The organism is Rhodococcus sp. FH8, from assembly GCF_019266085.1.
GTDB lineage: Bacteria > Actinomycetota > Actinomycetes > Mycobacteriales > Mycobacteriaceae > Rhodococcus_F > Rhodococcus_F qingshengii.
The window spans coordinates 69,929-86,791 of sequence record NZ_LPNQ01000080.1 but is presented as its reverse complement, the minus strand read 5'-3'; the positions used below and the strand labels follow the sequence as shown (position 1 = coordinate 86,791).

At 62.6% G+C, this 16,863-nt stretch carries 16 protein-coding genes; 5 read left to right on the top strand and 11 right to left on the bottom strand.

The window, feature by feature from the left end; all coding sequences use genetic code 11:
- Nucleotides 1-78: 78 nt before the first annotated feature.
- Nucleotides 79-774, bottom strand: coding sequence for a hypothetical protein (locus tag ATN38_RS27120; RefSeq protein WP_204856109.1), 696 nt, complete (start codon nucleotides 772-774; stop codon nucleotides 79-81).
- 1,006 nt (nucleotides 775-1,780) lie between these two features.
- Nucleotides 1,781-2,230, bottom strand: a complete 450-nt coding sequence (locus ATN38_RS27115) for a hypothetical protein (protein ID WP_003941092.1) — start codon at nucleotides 2,228-2,230, stop codon at nucleotides 1,781-1,783.
- Between the two features lie 559 nt (nucleotides 2,231-2,789).
- On the opposite strand from ATN38_RS27115, the gene ATN38_RS27110 reads away from it, so the two are divergent.
- Complete coding sequence (locus ATN38_RS27110) at nucleotides 2,790-3,311, top strand: 2-oxo-4-hydroxy-4-carboxy-5-ureidoimidazoline decarboxylase (RefSeq protein ID WP_003941084.1); 522 nt, start codon at nucleotides 2,790-2,792, stop codon at nucleotides 3,309-3,311.
- 56 nt (nucleotides 3,312-3,367) lie between these two features.
- On the opposite strand, the gene ATN38_RS27105 is transcribed toward ATN38_RS27110, so the two are convergent.
- The 9 genes from ATN38_RS27105 to ATN38_RS27065 form a co-directional block, all read right to left on the bottom strand.
- The gene (locus tag ATN38_RS27105) at nucleotides 3,368-3,823 is read right to left on the bottom strand and encodes a tellurite resistance TerB family protein (RefSeq protein WP_003941110.1); all 456 of its coding nucleotides are present in this window, start codon (nucleotides 3,821-3,823) and stop codon (nucleotides 3,368-3,370) included.
- Between the two features lie 84 nt (nucleotides 3,824-3,907).
- Nucleotides 3,908-5,464: a TerD family protein gene (locus tag ATN38_RS27100; RefSeq protein WP_218749036.1), complete on the bottom strand. Its 1,557-nt coding sequence runs from the start codon at nucleotides 5,462-5,464 to the stop codon at nucleotides 3,908-3,910.
- 40 nt (nucleotides 5,465-5,504) lie between these two features.
- On the bottom strand, nucleotides 5,505-6,398 hold the full coding sequence (locus ATN38_RS27095; protein ID WP_209448313.1) for an SGNH/GDSL hydrolase family protein: 894 nt from the start codon (nucleotides 6,396-6,398) through the stop codon (nucleotides 5,505-5,507).
- 158 nt (nucleotides 6,399-6,556) lie between these two features.
- Nucleotides 6,557-7,951 (bottom strand): TerD family protein, encoded by a 1,395-nt coding sequence (locus ATN38_RS27090; protein ID WP_218749028.1) that lies wholly within the window; start codon nucleotides 7,949-7,951, stop codon nucleotides 6,557-6,559.
- A 27-nt stretch (nucleotides 7,952-7,978) separates the two neighbouring features.
- On the bottom strand, nucleotides 7,979-8,776 hold the full coding sequence (locus ATN38_RS27085; protein ID WP_218749231.1) for an HAD family hydrolase: 798 nt from the start codon (nucleotides 8,774-8,776) through the stop codon (nucleotides 7,979-7,981).
- A gap of 56 nt (nucleotides 8,777-8,832) precedes the next feature.
- On the bottom strand, nucleotides 8,833-9,942 hold the full coding sequence (locus ATN38_RS27080; protein WP_204856106.1) for a cysteine protease StiP family protein: 1,110 nt from the start codon (nucleotides 9,940-9,942) through the stop codon (nucleotides 8,833-8,835).
- Nucleotides 9,939-11,228, bottom strand: a complete 1,290-nt coding sequence (locus tag ATN38_RS27075; RefSeq protein WP_218749027.1) for a phosphoribosyltransferase family protein — start codon at nucleotides 11,226-11,228, stop codon at nucleotides 9,939-9,941. The genes ATN38_RS27080 and ATN38_RS27075 overlap by 4 nt, the downstream gene beginning before the upstream one ends.
- Nucleotides 11,225-12,382: an HpcH/HpaI aldolase/citrate lyase family protein gene (locus ATN38_RS27070; RefSeq protein WP_256932186.1), complete on the bottom strand. Its 1,158-nt coding sequence runs from the start codon at nucleotides 12,380-12,382 to the stop codon at nucleotides 11,225-11,227. Before ATN38_RS27070 ends, ATN38_RS27075 begins: the two co-directional genes overlap by 4 nt.
- Before the next feature lie 92 nt (nucleotides 12,383-12,474).
- A complete protein-coding gene (locus ATN38_RS27065; protein ID WP_081305460.1) occupies nucleotides 12,475-13,620 on the bottom strand; it encodes a hypothetical protein in 1,146 nt (381 codons plus the stop codon).
- Between the two features lie 243 nt (nucleotides 13,621-13,863).
- Between ATN38_RS27065 and ATN38_RS27060 the strand changes: the two genes are divergently transcribed.
- The 4 genes from ATN38_RS27060 (at nucleotide 13,864) to ATN38_RS27045 (ending at nucleotide 16,822) form a co-directional block, all read left to right on the top strand.
- On the top strand, nucleotides 13,864-14,439 hold the full coding sequence (locus ATN38_RS27060; RefSeq protein WP_003941199.1) for a TerD family protein: 576 nt from the start codon (nucleotides 13,864-13,866) through the stop codon (nucleotides 14,437-14,439).
- A gap of 137 nt (nucleotides 14,440-14,576) precedes the next feature.
- Complete coding sequence (locus ATN38_RS27055) at nucleotides 14,577-15,701, top strand: DUF475 domain-containing protein (RefSeq protein WP_054781742.1); 1,125 nt, start codon at nucleotides 14,577-14,579, stop codon at nucleotides 15,699-15,701.
- Nucleotides 15,702-15,877: 176 nt separating this feature from the next.
- Complete coding sequence (locus ATN38_RS27050) at nucleotides 15,878-16,354, top strand: GNAT family N-acetyltransferase (RefSeq protein ID WP_218749024.1); 477 nt, start codon at nucleotides 15,878-15,880, stop codon at nucleotides 16,352-16,354.
- A gap of 18 nt (nucleotides 16,355-16,372) precedes the next feature.
- Complete coding sequence (locus tag ATN38_RS27045; protein WP_007727049.1) at nucleotides 16,373-16,822, top strand: GNAT family N-acetyltransferase; 450 nt, start codon at nucleotides 16,373-16,375, stop codon at nucleotides 16,820-16,822.
- The last annotated feature ends 41 nt before the right edge of the window (nucleotides 16,823-16,863 follow it).

The window sequence follows — 16,863 nt, the reverse complement described above, 5'->3', positions numbered from 1 at the left end:
GCGGCCCGCGACCGCTCCGACTACGGCCCCGGGAGGTTGACTGGCGGATGTGCAGCATTCGAAACGTACAGTATTCCTTCACAGCAATTGCGGTAACTCGAATTCGATCGTTGTCGGAGCCAGGCCGAACTCGGGATATGCCACGGTGATCCACAAGGGCCCCTGAGGGGGCGGGCTGAGAAAGTATTCGCCGCCGGTGGTGATGCCGAACAGGTTCTCGGCGATACCACGCCACGAACGGCCACTGTACAACCACGGCTCATTCGGGTCGTCGGGGTAGTCGCCGGGGTGGGTCGAGTTCGCGAGAATCGGCCCGGTGATGGTGTCGATAATGAGTCGAATTCTGTGCGGTTCACCGGGTTTGATCCGGGATCCGAAATTCATCTGTTCGTTGCTCGGCTGGGCGAGGGAGGGCATCTCCTCGGGCGTGGGTTCGTGCGCTACGACATGGAATGCGAGCCCAGTACGAAATAGCTGCAGGTTGGTCAACCGGAGATCGAAGCTGGGGTCGGCGGGGAACGGTAGGGATATGTCGTATGAAGCGCGAAGGTTGGAATCGGCTTGCGGGAGTCGCCGCCAGTCGGGGAGATCTCGGCTACGAATCAGTTGTTCGGTACGAGATCGTTCAGGACGGTTCAGGGCATCGAGCTTCTCCCTCAGTACCGGGTCCGGAATTTGTTCGCCAGCCAGCCGCAAGACCTGACCACTGCGCAGTACGTGCGCATCCCACTGCGGAGTGGACCGTACGTAGGCGAAATTGATACGTTCCGACATCTTGTGATCCTCTCGCCGCCGGGTGTTACAAGATCGTATTCCGCCGCCGACCGGCTGCAGACTCAGCCAGACCAAATCTGTTCCACAATCATCCTTCATGTTGGAGGACCATGGAAGGATGCTGAGATGCGTACGTTGATCGCAGCGGGGGCTGCAACCTTCTTGATTGGCGGTCTTATCTGCGTTGGCTTCGTGCTTTGGTGGCTCGGACAACCGACCCATTGCTCTTCGTACGCACCTCTGACATCGCAGATCACGGATCCGACCAACTTACCTACGATCTCCCTCTGCCCTGGCAGTGATGAGAGCCCGACGCTGTATCTCATCGTCGGGCCACTGGCCAGCGCTGCGGTCGGAGCGCTCACTGGGTTCGTTGTCTGGCGCAGCGGAGTTCAGTTGTCGCGCACCCGGTAATTTTTACCCTTCTCACTACCGACCTCGCGGCCTTGCACTGAAGCGGCACGTGCTTCGCAACGGCGCGAACCCAATTCGCCACGCATGGAAGCGACACCGCAGGTTGTCGACTCGATGCGCTCGGCGACGACCTCGACGAACTGCTCTCCTATCTAGACGCCTGGTCCAAGGCGATCGTCGATGCCAACTCCTATCCCAAACGGATTTCCGGGATCTACTACCTCGGCGGTGGACCGCACTTCGGTTCCGGGTTGACCATCAATACCGCAGCTGATCTGTACGAGGGCAGGGCGTGAATAATGGCCATGACCCATTTTCAGCTAGGCCAAACCTGCTGCACGATCATCCACAGCCACTCACGGACAGGCTGAGGAAACGGGCTCCAGTACAACCACCAATTGTCCACAACGAACCTTCCTCAATTGTGCTGTTGCACTGAAACAGTGACGACCCGGCGGGTTGACTTCGTCAGCGGACTTGTCGAGCGCAAACCTTTGAATGCTGGATGTCTGAGTCCGCCGTCGGTGCACTCCCGGTATTCCACTTCGCACATCTAAAGCGGTCCAAATCCGCGTTACCAGACCAGCGCGGCTCACGGATGGACGGACGTAGCACGATAACGGTAGCCATCCTGGTGCGCGTCGGAACCGTACTGCGCAACAAGGTCCTCATATTCAAGGTCCACTAGCTGGCCTGGAGTCAGGACGCGGTACCCAGTCGCCACAATCTCGGAGTAGAACACCCAACAACCGCCGGGAATTTCGGCTGCGTCGAGTACACCCCAGCCTTCCTCGGCGTGGAACTCACGGACGACTGCGCTTGCCCGGAGCGGCGGCGGGTCCTCGAACGTGGTTTCGGCAACGAGGTCCGAATCCGTAATCTCAGTGATGGTGCCGTCGGGATCGATGTTCCAGGCTGTGGCCCCGGTGAATGTCGGCTCTCGCCCCGGAAAGCTCTGTGGGCCGAAGACCGAGATACCGGCCGCGATGACCGCCAATGCCGTCAGCGCATATCCCCATCGCCGGGAATTTCGGGAGCCCATGGCATGGACGCTACAGGCACCACTACGCCTAGTAGGGGCTGCTCGAATCGTGGGTCGTCGAGCACGGCGTCTATGCGGCAGTCGGCAACAATCTGCGCGATTGCCGCTCGTCCGCAGCGATGGTGGCGAAATGTGGATGATCGTCGTTTGTTTCCTGGAGCAGTGGGTGGCCGCAATCTCGTCTTCCACGCATCCTCGAGTGCGGCTCGTAGAACCGGTCCCGGTGATGGCCGAAGCAATGTACGAATGCGCCAGGCGGTGATGCCGAGGGCAATGGCGATCGCGAGCGCCTTGGCTGGATATAGGCCCGCCGGCGAATAGCGTCAGTCATGATCGGGTCTTTCCTTCTAGAGATTCCCGGTCTGGAGCCTCGCCGGTTGTCGCCGGTGGGGCTTCTGCGTTGTGTGGGTCAGCTCGTTACGCCGCGTTAAGAACCTGAAAACTCGGTGAGCAAACCTTCCTTTCCCAGGTGAAGCAGTGAATTATCGATATGGTCGCGCATCTGGTTACCGCGCGGCATGTCGAGCGCGCCTGAAGGCACAACGGGCCGGGAGGTCACATGCTGCTACATCAATCGATCGGGTTGGAGCGCTTCAACGAACTACCGCGGCAGAAGGCGGTTCACGCATTGTTCGAGTGCTGCTGCTCGCTGACGTGGGCCGGGTGGGTCAGCGACGGACGTCCGTTCGCCGACCACGCGGAGATCCTCTCGCGCGCCGAGGACGCGATTCTCAACCTCTCGGACGTCGACGTCGAACGCGCCCTGCAGTGCCATCCACCGGTCGGCGTCCGTAGGAACAGCGTGCCGTCCCACCTCGAGCAATGCTCGATCTGGGTTCCGGACGACGCCGTCATGGCAACCATCTATCGCGCCGGCGAGGAGTACGAGCGGAACTTCGGCTTCCGGTATCTGTGGTGCTCGCACGGCCATGACGCCGACGACCTGCTCGAGAACATCGGCCAGCGCATGTCCAACGAACGGTCCGTCGAGCGCAAGGTCTGCGTCGACGAGCTCGCCAAGATCACGCGGACGAGGATCGAGCGGATGCTGGGACCCGAGGACGGCTATCCCGAGTACTGAAAAGAAAAGCGGGTGCAGCGCTTTCGCGCCGCACCCGCTTTCATGCTCTGAATCGATCAGAGATCGAACTCGGCCGGAGAGATTCCGACTGCAAAACACATGTCGCGTACGACGCCGCGCTCGTGCTCGTCGAAGTTGCCGTCCGCGCCGCCGATGATGATGCCGATCTGGATGACCGCGCGGGCCTGATCCTGCTTCGACTTGAGCTTGGCGATGGTCGCGGTTGCCTCGACCTTGCCGAACTCGTAGTCCGAGGACAGCTTGCTGCAGTACCAGTCGAACTGCTCACGAAGCTCGTCCGGCGGGAAGACCGCGAGCGACTCGTTGCTCATGATCAGCGCGGCGGTCTTCTGACGCTCCGACGGATCGATCGAACCGTCTGCGGCGGCGATCAACGCGCACATTGCCATGCTCGCGTTCTTGAATTCCTTGTTCTGGAACTGGCTGGTCTTTGTCTTGAGCTGGCCGTTCATCTCCTGAGCCTTAGCCTTCAACTGATCCCAGAATGCCATGAGTCTCCTCGAGTATTGCCGCCACACACCGCGCGTGGTCGTACCACCACTCTGCCTGTGTGCTCGGCAATCCGCCATCGGCCGCTAGGTGCGGTCGAACACTGCCAGAATTCGCGACTCGGAGATCGGGTCGAGCACGTCCGGGGTGAAGTGCCATTGCGTGCGGGTCCACGGATCGTGAACCTCCGTCTGCCCTGCTGCCGAAAGATGTTGGCACCCCTCGGACAGCGCGGCGACGGATTCTTCCGCGAAGTTCGACTCATCCTCTCCGACAATCAGTATCGACAAACCGATTCCCGGTCCGCGTTCGGCGAGGAACATGATGGTCTGTGTGTCTTCGGCGGAGTATCCGTGCGGGAAATCGCTGAGGATCAACAGGCGCAGGGAACTCGGGCCATCTGCGACACCACTCATTCGCGCGAGTTCGCCCATGTCGACGGCCTCGGCCAGTGCCCGCAAGCGCGCCGAGATCTCGGTGTGAGCGGTGATGACCGGCCCCGCGAGCATCGGTGCCAGTCGGTCGGTCAGTGGCGTGAGCGAGCCGGTCAGGTCGACGACGTCGAGTAGCGGCATCGGGCCGGCGGCCATGACACGCACGGTGACGGCACTGATCAGACCGAGCGCTGCTTTGCTCGACGTACTGTCCACCCAGATCGGCCGGCGCAATGGCAACGGGACGCAGTACGGAACGGTGAGTGTGCCGCGGTCCGGAGCCGACAGCTCGCCAAGACGCATTCCGTCGCTGACGGCTGTGATCTGGGCCGGATCGGTTGTACCCGCCCACGACACCGACTTCCACGACGCCATCGACCGTGGGAGCACGCCGTCGATCACACCGAGTTCGTGCGCAAGCTGAGCGCTGTCGCGGGCGTGATTGTCCCGCGCGAGTGACACGAGGTCGTCGTGACGCTTCTGTGCGGCATCGCGCGCCGCCACTCCCGCCGCCGAGTTCCGCAACGACGGATCTGCGACGGCTGCGGTCAGATCCTCGTCCAAACGGGCAAGCGCGTACTCGCTGCTGGAGACGAAGGAAGCGGCAGATCGCGAGGCGTCCTCGAAGATCATCCACGCGCGCTCGAGGCCTCGGCCCACCTCCAACGGTTCCACGGCGGAGTCCCACGCGGGCGCGGCTGTCGGAGCTGGTTGTGCCGGCTTGTCGTCGACCTCGACGCCGTGCACCGAGATCAGTTCCGCCAGACCCCCCGCATAGCCCTGCCCTACGGCCCGAATCTTCCAGGCACCGGACTTTCGGTACAGCTCCCAACAGATGACCGCTGTCTCGGTACCTGCGGTGGGGATCGCGAATTCGGCCAGGACCGAACCGGATTGATCGCTCAGGGTGGCGGAGAGCCCGGCCGTGCGAAAGGCTCCCGCGGCCGTCGCTGCCGGATCCACGCTCACGATGCACAACACCGCTGCCGCATCGGGGTGAAGTCGATCGAGTTCCACCCGGATGCCGCTCTGGTCGAGTTGCACTCCAGCGGTGGACGGTTGGTTGTAGAACACGAAGTCCGCGGACGTCAATGCCCGCAGGTTCGCGTCCGCTACCAGCGCCGACACGTCGAACGGCGTCTGGCTCTCGGCTCGAAACGTCACCACGGGCGCCTGCAGCGGCGCGTTCTGTCCGGGAACAAAAGTCATACCCACAGCAGCGAACTATGCCATGACCGGGCTCTCTCGGTCAGCCTTGCAGGTCCGCCACCACTAGATCGGCGACCGCGGTCATCCCGGCGTCCGTGAAGTGCAAGCGCTGCGCCGTCGACTCCGAGAACAGGCCTTCGAACCAACGCTGATCTGCACTCGCACATGCGTCGTGCCCGCCGGCGATGCTCGCCGCCGCAATGTCGACAGTGCGCACACCGTGGGCGTGGGCGACCTCGTCGAACTTCGTGTTGTAGCGAGCGAAGTAGTCCATGAACCAGGATGCGTCGGCGTCTGAGAACGGAATGTTCGGCCAGCATCCGCGAGAGGAGATCATGCCGCCCTCTCCGATCAGGTAGATGCGAGCGTTAGGCGCGCGCTGCGTGACCGCAGTCAGGATGCGATCCAATTCTCCGGCAGCCCGGTCGATTCCGGATTGGGCGACGGAATTCGCGAGCGGGTCGTACCGGCATCCACGATCGGTTCCTGGCCCCGGAGCGACGCACAGGGGACCGAGGAAGATGCTGTTGGAGTCGTTGCCGCCGATCGAGATGGTGATCAGGTCGGTGTCCGGGTGAACGGCATCGAGTTGGACAGGCCAGTAGTTCGGAATCAGCTGTGGAGTGTCGATGATGTTCTCGGCGCGTGCCGCGCTGCAAGAGACGTCGGCGAACTCCGCGACCTCGAGTGCCCGAGAGATCTTGCCCGCGAAGTTCTCGTACGAACGCGAACAGGCGTCGGGGTACATCGGTTCCAGCCTTGGGCCGGAGGCGCGGGAGTCACCGAGGGCGACGTACTTGATCCCGGTGCCGGATACACCTGACAGCGTTTCCGACTGCGGCACCGAAGCCTGCGCGATCCCGGTGCTCACGAGCGCCAGCACAACGCCTGCGACAGCCGCCGCCCGACCGAGAAGTTTCCCTCGAATGATCATCTACTGTGCCAAGTCCTCTCGCGCACGGCCGCTCGACTGACGGCTCGACATGCCGCATGAGGTTAACGCACAGAGGGGGAAACGATGTCCGGTTCGACGGACGGCGATCGAAATCACCTACCGCCGAACCGGATTCATCTCGACTATGCAGTCTCGACTCAAGCAGTGAGGAAACGGCCCAGCTGCGGCGCAGCTTCTCCTGCGTGCTTGGCCTGGATACCTTCACCGATGGCCTGCAGCTTCCATTCACCGTTCACGCGGTACACCTTTGCCATCACCATTCCGGTGAAAGCCATGCCGCCCTGGAGCGTGTATCGAGCGAGCTCGGAGTTGGTGGTGCTGTCCACGAGACGGCAGAACGCGTTGGAGACCTGCTCGAACGTGTGTCCGCGGTACGAGGTCACGGTGAAGATCACGGTGGTCACGTGAGCCGGGACCCGCTGCAGATCGACGAGCATGACCTCGTCGTCGCCGTCTCCGTCGCCGGTGAGGTTGTCACCCATGTGACGGACCGAGCCGTCCTTGGACGTCAGCTGACCGTAGTAGCAGACGTCGACGAGGTTGCCGTCGGCGTACAGGAGTGCCGAAGCGTCGAGGTCGACGTCGGCGGTACGGCTTCCGAACAGGCCGCTCTTCTTGATCGGATCCCAACCCAGACCCATCTGGATCATGGTGAGCGCGACGCCGCCCTCCTTGCGGAGTGTGACCTTCTGTCCCTTGGTCAGGCTGACGGGGCGTCCCTTGACCAGGCTCACCTCGGGCTGCTGGGCCGGCGGCTGGTTCTGCACGGGAGGCGCCGGGGGCGCCTGGTTGTACGTCGGCTGCTGGTTGTACGCAGGCTGCTGCGCCGGCGGGTAGGCCGGCGGCGTCGGTCCCTGGTTGTAGGCAGGCGGCTGGTTGTACGCGGGCGGGGCCGGCGGAACCGGCGGCGCGTTGTACGAAGGCTGCTGCTGCGGCGGCTGGTTGTACGCCGGCGGTGTAGGAGCGACGGACGAGGGCGGGGTGATCGGCGCCGGAGCCGCGACCGGAGTGGGCGGCGGCGGCGCGGGCGCATCGTCGACGGACACACCGTGATCGGTGACCAGCGCGGCAAATCCACCCGCGTACCCCTGGCCGACGGCGCGCACCTTCCATGCACCCTGGCGTCGGTACACCTCGAGCGCGATGACGATGGACTCGGTGGTGAGGCCGTCGATCACGTACTCGTACAACACGTTCCCGGCCGCATCGGAGACCCGAGCGGTCGGTGCAGCGCTGCGCCCGAAGTTCGACGAAGCGTCGTCGAGCGTGATGACGGCGCGAACCTGCTCGACATCGGCGGGTACGCCGGCGAGTGAGACTCGGAGTGAGGCAATGCCACCCGGGTTGGGTACCAATTGCACGCCGGGTCCGGTCGGCTGGTTGAAGAAGACGAAGTCGGCGTCGGAACGAACTTTTCCGTTGCTCGTCACGAGGAGTGCAGACAGGTCAGCGGCCGCAGCCAGCTGAACCGAGACAACTACATCCGAGACGTCCAGCGGGCCGTTCTGCCCTTTGGCAAGCGATACAGACAACTAAATCCCCTTCATAGAGAGCGTGTATTACCCGAGCGCGGAAGAGAACCACCGCAAGATCTCCGCGCTCGCTGCGATACCGGACCTTTCTGTCACAGTAACGGTCGGCCGTTGCCAATTCAGTTCTTCCAGCTCACCGTGCCTGGGCCTGATCGCGAAATCGGAGTATTCGAGCATGTCCGCATCCAATGCGCCGTCACCAGCCGAGATCACGACGGCGGACTGATCCAGATCACCCGACTCGACCAGTCTGCGGCGCACCTCTGCCAGCGCTCGTGACTTCGACACGGCGTCGGGCATCGTGTAGATCTTCCGGCCTTGACGCGAAACATTCCAGCCCCGCGTCACGCACCAGTGATTCCATTCGGTTTCGAATTCACTCGGCATCACGGCCAGATCGACGACCAGGTACGGAAACAGGTCGTCGGCAACACGAATGGAGCTGACCCAGCTCGAGTCGATCCGCGATTCCAGTTCGGCCTGAACCTGCGGCAACTCGGCGCCGGACTTACGGGTCGAACGGTCGATCTCGTTTCGCCACTCGCGATCGGCTTCGCCGTCCACCAGGATGTTTCCGCCGTTGCTCGTAATGGCGTACTTCCACGGTCCGCCGGGAAGATCGATCCGCTGGAACTGTGCGATGGTCCTGGTGGTTGTCGGAATCACCGGAACCCGCGAGCTCAGCGCGGTCAGCAGTTCGATCGATTCGACGCTCATGTGCGAGAGCGGACCGCCGTTGTAGTACTCGACGCACAGCGGGCTCGGTGCCGAATCCAGGTCGGAGCCACTGGGATCGCCGCCGATCGCGGCCTGCGAATAGATCATCGTGCGGTCCAGATCCGTGGCGATCAGGACCTGGGACGCAGCGGTGTCCACACGGCTCACGTGATGTCCTTGATCAGGCCGACACACGAGTAGGCGAGATCCGGGACGACCTCGACCGGGACCCCACGGGCCTGTGCCAACAACCGGATGTGCGCGTGCTCCGGGGCTTCGAGTTCGCGCACCAGAACCTTCCAGGGAAGCCGGCGCAGCAGCACCCTGGTTGTTTCTCCGACACCGGGTTTGACGAAGTTGACCGTCGAGATCCCGTACTCGGCCTGCACCTTCTCCACCGACTCCCAACCGGCCCAGGTCGGCGTCCGATCGGAATCGAGCACTGCAGCAAGAGAATCCGCTGCGTCGCCGCGAACCGAATCGAACTCGGCCGAGACCACGTCGAGCAACCTGTTGGAAACGTCGACGTCGGCGAGGTCGGCGTAGAACTTGGCGCCGTGGAAATCGCCGGGCCCGATGAGGGTGTCGTTGAGGACAGTTCGTGAGACCAAGCCGGACACCGTCGAATTGAGGCACGCCGACGCGATCAGGAAGTCGTCGCGGGTTCCGTACGTTCGCACGCAGTGCCCGGGGTCGGCGAGAACAGCCAGATCGGAGTCGAACTTGGCTCCACCCGCCTCGTGGTACTCCGTCAACGCTGCGTCGAGTTCGCGGGCGATAGCGCCCTTACCTGTCCAGCCGTCGACGAAGACGACGTTCTCCGAGTCGTGATGGTGCGCAAGATAATCGAGTGCGACGGAATCGATGCCCCTGCCGCGGACGATAGACACTGCGTAGTGCGGCAACGTGAGCCCGCGGGTCTGCTGGGCCCAGCGCCGCATCAGAATCCCGATCGGTGTTCCGGCCCGGGCGAGTGAGACCAGCGTGATGTCACTCCCCCGCTCGGCCAAGACCAGGTCCATCACGGTCCCGACAGCGCGCGCCAACCGTGGAGCGCTCTCGGCGAGCACCGTCTCGAAAAGATCCCGGTATGCCTGATCGGGTTGGTACTCGATGGGGAGAGACTCGGCATAGTGCGCCTCACCCGACTGAATACGCTTCTCGCGCACGGATACATCCGCTTCGAGATCCACGTGCGAAAGATCCTTGAGCAGCCACTTCACTTCGCCCGGCGCGTACGAACCGAATTCGGGCCCGACCAATGGTTCGTTCATGACGAGCTCCCTGCTCTGGATTCTCGCAGCGCCGACGGATCGGCCCCGCGAACGGTGGCGACCAGGATGTCGGTGCCGGAGTTCCGCAACACCTCGATCACTCCGTCCATCGCCGTCAACCGATCGGTGTCTGCGGGCTCGTCGATGACCAGCAACGCAAGGGCGTCGACCGCCGCATCAGGCCACTGCGCGTTGTAGACGTATCGAGGGTCGTTCTCACCCAGTTCGGGTGCCGGAAAGGTGAACCCGCGACGCAGCGGGTATCCCGGCACGTCGACGACGTACGCGGGTGAGCGAGTTGTGGTCTGGTAACGAACTGCTCGCCCAGAGCTTTCCAAGCCCGCAGCGATGCGCAGTGGCAGGTACATCAACTCCTCGTGACCGATCACGATCACAGCACGCGACGCGTCGATCGACGATCCGAGAATGGACACCGCTGCCTCGACGGCTGACTCGAATGCCGCGGTGTCGCCATCGAGAAAGCCGTGCCTGCCACCGTCGGGGACATGTGCCGGCCACGGCAGATCCATCTGAGACAGCGTGCCGCGGCGATCACCGATCGGATTGAGGTCCGGAGCATCCAGAGCCGTGACGCGCTCGGTCAGGCCGTCGGGCAGAACCGTCGAACCCGAAGCGAGAGAGACGTAATCGATCCGCACACCCAACTCTGCCGCCGCGGCTTCGCCGGCGACTCGGTGTTCCTCGGTTCTCATGTCCACCAGCGAGGCCACGACGTAGCGGCTTCGCGGGCATTGCCCGTGCAGCGCCCGGATGGCATCGATCGCGGTGGCGCCGGTGGAGATCTCGTCGTCGACGAGGACCAGAGGCAGGTCGTTCTCGAACAGTTCGGCGGACGTCGGCTGCATCAGATGGCTCGTGGCGTGCGAGTGCCCCTCCTCGAATCCGGCGAGCGTCGTAGCCCCTGGTACGTCTCGGCGCGTGGAGTGCAGGTAGCAGTGAGCGTGCAGGCGAGCTGCGACGCAGTGACCCAAACCTGTTGCGGTTTCGGCAAACCCGAGAACGACGACGTCGACACCCTCACCGAGGGTTGTCCGCACCAGATCGCCGAGGTCGTCGGCAGCGCCGATGACCACGGACGGCTCGGTGGGCACGTGCTTTCCCAGCACGGTGGACACCAGCAGATGAGCGCGACGCGGATTCCGCCGAAGTCCCGGGATCACCAGATCGGGCACCGAATGCCCGAGTGACGAATCACCGTGAACGAGGTCCAAGCCGAATTCTGCTGTAGCCCAGGGAACGTCCTTGGACTGGACAAGCTCTGTCATCGATCGACCAACGCCGTCAGCAACTCGACGAACGTGATTCCCTTGTTGGTCACACCGAACACGTGAGCTCGGAGCGCAGTCTGATGGGCCCAATTGCGGTGCGGCTTCATCTCGTTCATCTTGTTCCGGTAGCCGGACGCCTGAACTCCCCCGGCGTCGGCACCGAGAATGTCGAGGGCATCGTGATATTCCTCGTGCGTGACAGCGGACAATGCATTGACCGCTGCGACGTGCGACGGGTGGATGACCGTCTTGCCCTGGATTCCGTTGGCTCGGTCCAGCGCGATCTCACGGAGCAGACCGTCGAGGTCGCGGCTGACGAGATGCTGACGGAACCGGACGGCGTCGTGTTCCTCGAACGGGGTGGCGCGCAGCATCGGCCGGAACATGCGTTCGTGATCGGCGAAGTACTCCCACACGGGCCCGGTGATGACAAAACCCGAACCGTCCGCGCGCCCGAGATAGTTGACGATGTCGGCGATGACGTCGACCACCACGCGCACGTCGTAGATGGTCAGATCGCGGTCACGACGGATGCCGAAAGTGCTGCACATGTCGGTGGCGCCGATGCGGACGGCAAGGATTCGATCGCGGTGTTGCGCGAGAATCCCACTGATGGTGCGCAATTCGAGATCGCGAGTATCGCGGTGCACAAGCGCGGGTGATTCGAGTACCGGCATCGCGTAGAGATGCTTGCCCAGCAACTCGGATGCGTCCGCGACGGCGTCGAGGAACACAGGGCCGGACTCGCTGCCGAACTTCGGGATGACGAACCCGGTGAGCGCGGCGCGCCCCTCGGTCAACGACGCGGCGACCTTGTGGATGTCCGCGACTTCACGAACCCGCACGAACAGCAGCATGCCGACGGCGTCGGTGGACGCGATCTTGTCGAGAGCGTCAACCGCGTTCGCTCGCGCTGACTCCACCTCGTGATCCGCGACGGCGTCCTCGAGATCGAGCACCATCGAGCTGACGCCCTCGGACGCACGCTTGACCACGATGTCGGCCAACCGGGCCCGGGTGGCAGGAACGTAGAGAGTTGCACCCAGAGCAATCGCGAGCAGATCCCTCTCGTCGGAATCCGCGAACGATCGAGGCGCATGCAGGAACAGTTGCTCCCGCACGTCATCCTCGAGATGTTGAAAGTGCTGCATTTCTCTTCTCTCTGTAACCGCAATCAAGTCCATGAAACGACCCCCTGTGACAACGCGTCGGGCAACTCCGATCCCCCGATCGGCCCGACCATTCAGTTTTTGCCGGCTCGCGCCCGCATCTTCTCGACAACTTCGGTGATGAACGTCGATACCGAGTCCAGCTGTAATACATACGACCAGTAGTCCGGATGAGTTCCCGACAGTGACGCACTCGCTCGCTCGATCCTTGCTAGTTGAGCATCGAGTACGGAGCCCCACTCCGCCACCAACCCTTGGTTAACAGCGAACATCTGGGCGTCTTTCAGCCGGAAACGAACCTCACGTTCCTTTTGGCTCGGATCTGCCCGGACTGCACGCAGAGTAGCGAGACGGTCCGTCACGGCGTCGGCACACGCTTCGGCGTCGGCGAGGTGCACGCGGGCTTCGGCCATCAAAGCCAGTGCATGTTCGGGGTTTCCCGCAGCCAGCGACTGCTTCGCTTCCTTGAGATCGATGTCGGCCTGATCGATATGCGCTCGGCTGCGACTGCTGTTGTCGACGAGGTCAGCGGAACTCGCGGCGTTGAACTCGCGCAGCAATGCGGAGTACGCCGGATCCAGGCGGTCCACTCGAGTGCGCACTGCCGACAACCTGGTCGAAACGGAGGAGATCGTCATCTCGGCACGGTGCTGGGTCGACGGGGCTTCTGCCAATGCTTCCTCGAGCGCCGATACCGCTTCGCGGACACTCTCGGCCCGCGTGCGGACTGCGTCGGCGCGACCGGATGAGCGCGCATTGTCGAGCGCTGCAACCGCGTCGTCGAGGTGTTCGGAGGCCGTCACCACCGACGGGTACTCGCGATAGCGCTGATCGGTGGCAGCCAGTTTTTCCCGGACGGCGTTCGCCAGGGTTCGGGCCTGCTGGCCGAGGACGGGAATGGCGGACATCGTGACCGTCGCCTGCTCGAGGTGCGCACGATGCCCGTTGTAGAAGGCGTCGACGCCCTTCGCCGCCTCGACGAGTTCGACTACCGACTTTTCGAACGCCGCCCGAGCACCGTTCGGGTTCTGGTGAAGTACCTGATCGTTGCCATAGCGCTCGGATGTGTCGAGGTAGTCCGACGCAGCCTGGAAGCACCGATCCCGAACGGGTTCCCACGCAGCGCGCAGCCCTCGCTCGGGGTACAGCTCGGCGGAAGCGTCGACTGCTGCCGACGCGATGGTCTGCCGCTTGTCCATGTCGAGGAACGCCGAAACCATGGCCGTCTGCGCCTCCCGCGCACGACTGACCGACTCCCCCACTCTTGCCCCCCGATTGAAGCGCTCCGACCATCTTCCCACCACGATTGAATCCTACGGGTCCAGCACTTCGCTTCTCGGTTCGTAATTCTGCTGTTACGGCGAACACACCGGAACTGCGGTTAGGGTGGTGGAGGTAAACACACTCCCAAGACGACTTCGCGTCGTAGTGGGCCTTGTCTCTCCTCTTGAAAGGACCCCTGAATGGGCGTCAGCTTGACCAAAGGCGGCAATGTCTCTCTCACGAAGGAGGCCCCGAACCTGACTGCAGTGGTCGTCGGCCTGGGCTGGGACGCACGTTCCACCACCGGAGCTGCTTTCGACCTCGACGCCAGCGCAATCGGCGCAGGCTCGAACAAGAAGGTCCTCTCCGACCAGCACTTCATCTTCTTCAACAACCTCCGTTCGCCCGACGGCTCGATCGAGCACAAGGGTGACAACACGGACGGCGAAGGCGAAGGCGACGACGAGCAGATCGACGTGAACCTCGCAGCGGTTCCCGCCGAGGTCGAGAGCGTTGTCTTCCCCGTCTCGATCTACGACGCAGAAGCTCGCTCGCAGTCCTTCGGCCAGGTCCGCAACGCGTACATCCGCGTCGTCGACAAGTCGAACGGCAACGAGCTCGCTCGTTACGACCTCTCCGAGGACGCTTCCACCGAGACCGCCATGGTCTTCGGTGAGCTGTACCGCAACGGTGCAGAGTGGAAGTTCCGCGCAATCGGCCAGGGCTACGCGTCCGGCCTCGCGGGCATCGCGCGCGATTACGGCGTCAACGTCTGATCTTCGCTCTCGACGAGCTGACTCGGGGAAGGTTCCGCAGTAGTCTGTGGAACCCTCCCCGTTTTCACGTTCGGATGCGGTGAGAGACCGCTTGCAGTAACCACTCTGCATTGACCAACTAGAAAGGGCCACGCTCCGTGGTACTGCGAATATTCGGTTTATCCATCGCAATTTCGATCCTCGCGATGATCGTTGCGTTCATCTACGGCGGACCCGAGGCACTGTTCCTCGTCATCATCCTGTCGATTCTGGAAATCTCGCTTTCCTTCGACAACGCCGTCATCAACGCCACTGTTCTGCAAAGAATGAGTGAATTCTGGCAGAAGATCTTCCTCACCATCGGCGTCATCATCGCCGTCTTCGGTATGCGTCTGGTGTTCCCGCTCGTGATCGTCTGGGCTGCTTCCGGACTCGGTCCTGTAGCTGCACTCGACCTCGCGCTCAACCCGCCGCCGGACGGTGCAGCGTACTTCCCCGGCACGAACGAGCCGAGCTACGAAACCATCCTCACGGACGCTCACCCGCAGATCGCTGCCTTCGGTGGCATGTTCCTGCTGATGCTCTTCCTCGGTTTCATCTTCGAAGAGCGTGAGATCACCTGGCTGTCTTGGCTCGAGAAGCCCCTCGCTCGCATCGGCAAGCTCGATCAGCTCTCCGTCGTCGTGGCCGGCATCGTCCTGGTACTGAGTGGTTCGTTCCTCGCCGCTGACGACAAGGTTTCCACCGTCATGATCTCCGGTGTTCTGGGCATGATCACCTACATCGCGGTCAACGGACTGGGTGAACTGTTCAACCTGCCGGAAGAAGGCGAAGAGGAAGAAACCGCCAAGTCCGGCGGCCCCACGCAGCTCGCGAAGGCGACCGGCAAGGCCGGCTTCTTCCTGTTCCTCTACCTCGAGGTCCTCGACGCGTCCTTCTCCTTCGACGGCGTCATCGGCGCATTCGCCATCACCGCAGACCCGATCATCATCGCCCTCGGCCTCGGCTTCGTCGGCGCGATGTTCGTCCGTTCCATCACGGTCTTCCTGGTCCGCAAGGGCACGCTCTCCGATTACGTCTACCTCGAGCACGGTGCGCACTGGGCCATCGGCGCTCTGGCCGTCATCTTGATGGTGTCCATCGGCGTTCACATCAACGAGATCATCACCGGCCTGGTCGGTGTCTTCTTGATCGGCGCTGCTTTCATCAGCAGCCTCATTCGCAACAAGCGAATCGCGAATGCAGATCCGAAGTTGGACGAGAACACTCCGGCAACTGTCTGACGTTCTTTTTCACGAAACGCCCGCGACCAATTGGTCGCGGGCGTTTTGTTTGTTATGCCTGAATTGAAACGCTCTGCATTCACAACCGCGCGCCAATTGTTCAGCCGCGCGCCAAATTCAGCCTGCGGGTGAACAATTGCCCTGCGGGTGCGAAAAACCTATTCGTAAGGGAAACCATGAACGAGACAGTCATAGAGCGCGCAACGGACGAGGACGCCGCGGAAATCCTTGTTCTACAACGCTGTTGCTGGGTTTCGGAAGCAATCTCCAACAACAGCATGGACATACCCCCGCTCCACGAGGACCTACCCACGGTCCGAGCCTGGGTTAAGGAGTCGACTGTCTGGACCGCACGACGCGGCGGCCGGCTCGTCGGGGCCGTGCGAGGAACCGCGGACGGAACCGCATGGCAGATCGGTCGCCTCATGGTGGCGCCGGACTTGGCGGGCAACGGCCTCGGCCGACGCCTCTTGCAGCACGTGGAACAGAACGCTCCGGAGCACATCACCCGTTTCGATCTGTTCACCGGAAGCAGGAGCCTGCGGAACATTCGCCTGTACACCCGAGCGGGCTACTCCCAATTGCCGCCGGACCCCAGCCACATCCCCGGAGTCGTCTACCTGTCCAAGCCGAACGCCATCAACTCCGACTGAACGGCGATACTGACTTCTGTGGTGAACATTCGCGTCGCAGCGCAGACAGACTTGCCGTTCTTACGTGAGCACGACTCGCACGTCGCTGCCGAGGAACTCGCGTCAGTGGTCCAACGCGGCCGGATACTCATCGCCGAGGACAACGGTAATCCAATCGGATGGCTGCGCTGGGGCTTGTTCTGGGACGAGATTCCGTTCATGAACATGCTGACCGTCCTGTCTTCGAACCGCGGCCAAGGCATCGGGCGCGCTTTGGTCACAGATTGGGAAAAACGCATGAGCCGCGCGGGACACTCGCAGGTCCTCACCTCCACACTCGCCGACGAATCAGCCCAGAACTTCTATCGCGCAATGGGATACACCGACGCGGGAGTTCTTTTACTCCCAGGCGAGTCCTCCGAAATCTTCCTACGTCGAGACCTCGATACGACGACCGATCTGACCGATCCCCACATTACCCACGAGTAATATATGGTGGTCGTCACACCACGATCTCAGGGTGGGGCGTG

Excerpts from the sequence above, each read along its gene's own strand:
- ATN38_RS27095 (WP_209448313.1), bottom strand. The coding sequence starts at position 6,398 with ATGATCATTCGAGGGAAACTTCTCGGTCGGGCGGCGGCTGTCGCAGGC.
- ATN38_RS27115 (WP_003941092.1), bottom strand. The coding sequence starts at position 2,230 with ATGGGCTCCCGAAATTCCCGGCGATGGGGATATGCGCTGACGGCATTG.
- ATN38_RS27050 (WP_218749024.1), top strand. The coding sequence starts at position 15,878 with ATGAACGAGACAGTCATAGAGCGCGCAACGGACGAGGACGCCGCGGAA.
- ATN38_RS27100 (WP_218749036.1), bottom strand. The coding sequence starts at position 5,464 with ATGACTTTTGTTCCCGGACAGAACGCGCCGCTGCAGGCGCCCGTGGTG.
- ATN38_RS27120 (WP_204856109.1), bottom strand. The coding sequence starts at position 774 with ATGTCGGAACGTATCAATTTCGCCTACGTACGGTCCACTCCGCAGTGG.
- ATN38_RS27080 (WP_204856106.1), bottom strand. The coding sequence starts at position 9,942 with ATGAACGAACCATTGGTCGGGCCCGAATTCGGTTCGTACGCGCCGGGC.
- ATN38_RS27070 (WP_256932186.1), bottom strand. The coding sequence starts at position 12,382 with ATGCAGCACTTTCAACATCTCGAGGATGACGTGCGGGAGCAACTGTTC.
- ATN38_RS27075 (WP_218749027.1), bottom strand. The coding sequence starts at position 11,228 with ATGACAGAGCTTGTCCAGTCCAAGGACGTTCCCTGGGCTACAGCAGAA.
- ATN38_RS27105 (WP_003941110.1), bottom strand. The coding sequence starts at position 3,823 with ATGGCATTCTGGGATCAGTTGAAGGCTAAGGCTCAGGAGATGAACGGC.
- ATN38_RS27085 (WP_218749231.1), bottom strand. The coding sequence starts at position 8,776 with ATGATCTATTCGCAGGCCGCGATCGGCGGCGATCCCAGTGGCTCCGAC.
- ATN38_RS27110 (WP_003941084.1), top strand. The coding sequence starts at position 2,790 with ATGCTGCTACATCAATCGATCGGGTTGGAGCGCTTCAACGAACTACCG.
- ATN38_RS27065 (WP_081305460.1), bottom strand. The coding sequence starts at position 13,620 with ATGGTTTCGGCGTTCCTCGACATGGACAAGCGGCAGACCATCGCGTCG.
- ATN38_RS27060 (WP_003941199.1), top strand. The coding sequence starts at position 13,864 with ATGGGCGTCAGCTTGACCAAAGGCGGCAATGTCTCTCTCACGAAGGAG.